5 protein-coding genes are annotated in these 4,283 nt (G+C 73.1%); all 5 read left to right on the plus strand.

All coding sequences use genetic code 11. The features are described from left to right. Nucleotides 1-173 precede the first annotated feature (173 nt). Complete coding sequence (locus tag ESO86_RS12375; RefSeq protein WP_129235302.1) at nucleotides 174-1,016, plus strand: oxygenase MpaB family protein; 843 nt, start codon at nucleotides 174-176, stop codon at nucleotides 1,014-1,016. After that, nucleotides 1,013-1,507, plus strand: a complete 495-nt coding sequence (locus ESO86_RS12380) for an Lrp/AsnC family transcriptional regulator (RefSeq protein WP_129235303.1) — start codon at nucleotides 1,013-1,015, stop codon at nucleotides 1,505-1,507. The genes ESO86_RS12375 and ESO86_RS12380 overlap by 4 nt, the downstream gene beginning before the upstream one ends. A gap of 109 nt (nucleotides 1,508-1,616) precedes the next feature. After that, nucleotides 1,617-2,753, plus strand: coding sequence for a pyruvate dehydrogenase (acetyl-transferring) E1 component subunit alpha (gene pdhA / locus ESO86_RS12385; protein ID WP_129235304.1), 1,137 nt, complete (start codon nucleotides 1,617-1,619; stop codon nucleotides 2,751-2,753). Continuing rightward, nucleotides 2,750-3,778 (plus strand): alpha-ketoacid dehydrogenase subunit beta, encoded by a 1,029-nt coding sequence (locus tag ESO86_RS12390; RefSeq protein WP_129235305.1) that lies wholly within the window; start codon nucleotides 2,750-2,752, stop codon nucleotides 3,776-3,778. The genes pdhA and ESO86_RS12390 overlap by 4 nt, the downstream gene beginning before the upstream one ends. After that, the coding region (locus ESO86_RS19760) for a biotin/lipoyl-containing protein (protein ID WP_340638856.1) at nucleotides 3,775-4,283 on the plus strand (509 nt) is incomplete at its 3' end. The genes ESO86_RS12390 and ESO86_RS19760, both read left to right, overlap by 4 nt.

The following is a 4,283-nucleotide window of genomic DNA, read 5'->3' on the forward strand; positions in this document are numbered from 1 at the left end:
CAGCGGCGCTCGTCGTGGGAGCCGTCGGCGCGCCCGGCGCCGCGCAGCCCGCGAGGACCGCCGCGCCGAGGAGGATCGCGGCGACCGACAGCGAACCCGCATTCCGACGCACCCGGGGAGTCTACGCGGCACGGCTGAACGCACCGCACCGCCGTGCGGTGGAGACTGGTGGGATGAGCGACGAGCGTGATCCGGGGGCCGAACTCGTCGTCCTCCGTCGTCACGCGGCCGATGCGACGCTGATGGCGGGCGGTGCGGCGGCCATCCTGCTGCAGCTCGCCGACGCCCGGGTGGCCGCGGGCGTCGCGCGGCACAGCCGATTCCGCGACCGACCGCTCGACCGACTCGTCGGCACGCACGCGTACCTCACCGCGCTCGTGTTCGGCGACGACCGCGACATCCGCCACGTCGCCCGGATCGTCGACGCGCGCCACTCGCGGGTCCGCGGGGACGGCGCCCTGGCGGGCCGTCCCGCCTACGACGCGCGCGATGCCGACGCCCAGCGCTGGGTGGCCGCGACGCTCCTGGCCGTGGCACTCGACCTGGAGGAGCGGCTGACCGGGTCGCGCCTCGACGAGGCGACGGCGAACGCCCTCGTCCGCGGATACGCACCCATCGCGGCGCGCCTCCAGGGCGGGCCGGCCGGCTGGCCCGCGACGCGGGACGAGTTCGAGGCGTGGTGGGATTCCCGGCTCGCGACCCTCGGGGTCGGCGACGACGCGCGCTCGGTGGCACGCGACCTCCTCGCGGGGACGGGGCTTCCGCCGCTGCTCGTCCCGCTCATGGCCCCGGTCCGGCTGGTCACCGCGGCGCTGCTCCCGCCGAGCCTCCGCGCCGCGTACGGGATGCGCTGGACCCCGCGGGTGCAGCGGGCGGCGAACGGATGGCTCACCGCGCTCGCCGTGCTCCGCCGCCTCGTTCCGGCGGGCATCCGCGCCATCCCGACGAGGGCATCGCTCCGTCGGCTGCGACGTCGCAGCCGGTACGCTGAGGGTGACCTGCGAGGACGAGGATGACCCAGCACGCACCGCACCACGACGAGCCGCTCGACGCGATCGACCGTCGGATCGTCGCGGAACTCAGCCGCGACGGCCGACTCTCGGTGCGCACGCTCGCCGAGCGCGTGCACATCTCGCGCACCGCAGCCCACAACCGCGTCCTCGCGCTGCAGCAGCGCGGCGTGATCACCGGGTTCGGCGCGCAGATCGACCGCAAGTCGATCGGCCTGAACATCTCGGCGCTCGTCGTCGTCCGGATCGGCGACGTGTCGTGGGAGTCCATCGCCGCGAAGCTCGCCACGCTGCCGTTCGTCGAGAAGGTGCAGGCCGTCTCGGGTGACATCGACATCATCCTCACCGTGAGCGCGCCCGACCACGAGCAGCTCAGCCAGGCGATCCTGCGCGACATCCACGACATGCCCGGCGTGGTCTCCACGCGCTCGCACCTGATCCTCGAGGAGATCGACGGTCGACCGCCCGCGCAGTCGCTGGACATCTGGCGCGCCTGACGCACCTCGTTCGGGACGATCGGTTCGAGTTCGGCCGTTCGCGTGCCGATCGTTCACCGTTGTCTCGTACCCCGAGCGGGGGCCGTGCAGACTGTCGCACCATGGCCACATGAGCCTCAACGTCGAGCATCACGAGCCACGCGTCCTCCCCTCCGAGAAGCCGATCCGACTCCTCGACAATGCGGGGCACGCACTGCACGGTCGTGAGACCGGCGGGTTCGAACTGCCGCCCGTCGAACGTCTGCTCGACCTGTACCGGCGCATGGTCGTCGCGCGCCGCTTCGACGTGCAGGTGACCGCGCTCACCAAGCAGGGCCGGCTCGCGACCTACCCGTCGGCCTACGGCCAGGAGGCCTGCGAGATCGGCGTCGTGTCGGCGATCACCGCCGACGACTGGCTCTTCCCGACGTACCGCGACAGCATCGCGCTGCTCACTCGCGGCCTGGAGCCCGGTGAGATCCTCCAGTCCTTCCGCGGCGACTGGCACAACGGCTGGGACCAGCACGAGCACCGCACCGCCGCGATGGCCACGCCGCTCGCCACGCAGGCGCTCCACGCCGTCGGGCTGGCGCACGCAGCCCGCCTCCGCAACGACCCGATCGTGACGCTCGCCTACCTCGGCGACGGCGCGACCAGCGAGGGCGACGCGCACGAGGCGTTCAACTTCGCCGCCGTGTGGCAGACGCCGACCGTCTTCCTCGTGCAGAACAACCAGTTCGCGATCAGCACGCCCGTCGCCCGTCAGACGCACGCCACGACCCTCGCCGACAAGGCCGTCGGCTACGGGATGCCCGGGTACCACGTCGACGGCAACGACGTCGCGGCCATGTACGCCGTCGCGACCGCCGCGGTCGACCGGGCGCGCTCCGGCGGCGGGCCCACCCTGATCGAGGGACTCACGTACCGCATCGAGTCGCACACGAACTCCGACGACCCCACGCGCTACCGCGCCGCGCGCGACGTGGAGCACTGGAAGCGTCGCGACCCGATCGAGCGACTCGAGAAGTACCTCGTATCGGAGGGCGCACTCTCCGACGAGGTCCGCGCGGAGATCGCCGAGGCCGGCGAGGCGCTCGCAGCCCGCACGCGCGACGCGATGAGCGCGTCGCCCGAGCTCGACCCGCTCGAGCTGTTCGACCACGTCTACGCGACCCCGCGGACGGCGCTCGCCGAGCAGCGCGCCGCACTCGAGGCGGAACTCGCCGCCCACTCGGAGCACGCCCGCGAGGAGGTGGCCGCCCGATGAGCACGCCCGTCACCGAACCCGCGACGGATGCCGCGGCATCCGCCCCCCGGCCCCTGACCATGGCGGGCGCGCTGAACGCCGCCCTCCGCGACGCGATGGCCGAGGACGACCGCGTGGTCGTCTACGGCGAGGACGTCGGACCGCTCGGCGGCGTCTTCCGCGTCACCGACGGCCTCCAGGCCGCGTTCGGCGAGGATCGCGTGTGGGACTCCCCGCTCGCCGAGTCGGGCATCGTCGGCACGGCCGTCGGCATGGCGATGTACGGACTCCGCCCGGTCGTCGAGATGCAGTTCGACGCGTTCAGCTATCCGGCCTTCGAGCAGATCGTCTCGCACGTCGCGAAGATGCGGAACCGCACCAAGGGCCGCGTGAGCGTCCCGATGGTCATCCGCATCCCGTGCGCCGGCGCGATCGGCGGCGTCGAGCACCACTCCGACTCGTCGGAGGCGTACTGGGCCGCGACGCCGGGCCTCACCGTCGTGATGCCCTCGAACCCGGCCGACGCGTACTCGATGCTGCGCGAGGCCATCGACAGCGACGACCCCGTGGTCTTCATGGAGCCGAAGAGCCGCTACTGGTCGAAGGCCGAGCTGGCGCTCCCCGTGCGCACCGCGCCCATGAACCGGGCCGAGGTCGTCCGCGAGGGCACCGACGTCACCCTGATCGGCTACGGGCCGACGGTGCGCACGGCGCTGGATGCCGCGGCCGCCGCCGAGGCGGAAGGACTCTCGATCGAGGTCGTCGACCTCCGGAGCCTCTCGCCGTTCGACGACGAGACGGTCGGCGCCTCGCTCCGCAAGACCTCGCGCGCGGCCGTCATCCACGAGGCCGCCCAGTTCGGCGGATACGGCGCCGAGGTCGCCGCACGCCTGACCGAGCGCAACTTCTTCCACCTCGCCGCACCCATCCTCCGGATCACCGGCTACGACATCCCGTACCCGTCGCCGAAGCTCGAGGAGCACTACCTGCCGACGCCCGACCGCGTGCTCGAAGCGCTCGCCTCGTGGGAATGGGACCTCGCATGAGCGCCCGCGAGTTCATCCTCCCCGACCTCGGCGAGGGCCTGACCGAGGCCGAGGTCGTCGCGTGGCTCGTCGCCCCCGGCGACGAGGTGAGCGTCGACCAGCCCGTCGTGGAGCTCGAGTCGGCGAAGTCGGTCGTGCAGCTGCCGACGCCGTTCGCCGGCGTGGTCGAGTCCCTGGGCGGCGAGGTCGGCCAGGTGCTGCACGCCGGCGAGGTGCTCATGCGGCTCGCGCCGGTCGGGGCCGACGTTCAGTTCGAGGCGACGACGGATGCCGCAGAGGCTGCGTCCTCCGCCGAAGGCGCGCGCGCGTCCGCCGAGGCCGTCTCGACGGACTCGGGTCCGGTCGCGGCGGAGCCCGGCATCGCGGTGCCCACCGAGACGGCGTCCGAGGAGTCCGGGGCCGTCCTCATCGGCTACGGCACGCGCGCGAGCGAGGCCACCGCGCGATCGGCATCCGCACCGTCGCGATTCGGACGTCGTCGCGACGCCGACCGCGCACCCGAGGC

It is taken from the genome of Agromyces binzhouensis, from assembly GCF_004135055.1.
Lineage (GTDB): Bacteria > Actinomycetota > Actinomycetes > Actinomycetales > Microbacteriaceae > Agromyces > Agromyces binzhouensis.

Excerpts from the sequence above, each read along its gene's own strand:
- ESO86_RS12390 (WP_129235305.1), top strand. The coding sequence starts at position 2,750 with ATGAGCACGCCCGTCACCGAACCCGCGACGGATGCCGCGGCATCCGCC.
- ESO86_RS12375 (WP_129235302.1), top strand. The coding sequence starts at position 174 with ATGAGCGACGAGCGTGATCCGGGGGCCGAACTCGTCGTCCTCCGTCGT.
- ESO86_RS12380 (WP_129235303.1), top strand. The coding sequence starts at position 1,013 with ATGACCCAGCACGCACCGCACCACGACGAGCCGCTCGACGCGATCGAC.
- pdhA (WP_129235304.1), top strand. The coding sequence starts at position 1,617 with ATGAGCCTCAACGTCGAGCATCACGAGCCACGCGTCCTCCCCTCCGAG.